The following is a 232-nucleotide window of genomic DNA, read 5'->3' on the forward strand; positions in this document are numbered from 1 at the left end:
TCGATGCCGTCGCCGCGCCCGAATGCGAAGATGTCGCTGCCGGTGCCGCCGGTCAACGTGTCGTTACCTGCGTTGCCGAATAGGAGGTCATTACCGAACTCTCCGAAAATCCGGTCGGCGCCCGCTCCACCAGACGCATAATCATTGCCTGAACCGGCTCCGATAAAGTCATTCCCGTCGCCGCCGAGCACCTGATCGTTGCCGGTTTCGCCGAAAATCACGTCGTCGCCAG

At 61.2% G+C, this 232-nt stretch carries 1 protein-coding gene; it reads right to left on the minus strand.

Annotated features, from left to right (window positions below):
- Positions 1 to 232, minus strand: a 232-nt coding sequence (locus tag MFF64_RS37410) for a calcium-binding protein (RefSeq protein ID WP_273557225.1), incomplete at both ends; no start/stop codon positions are given.

The sequence above is a fragment of the Methylobacterium frigidaeris genome (genome assembly GCF_022179185.1).
In the GTDB taxonomy this organism is placed as follows: Bacteria; Pseudomonadota; Alphaproteobacteria; order Rhizobiales; family Beijerinckiaceae; genus Methylobacterium; species Methylobacterium frigidaeris.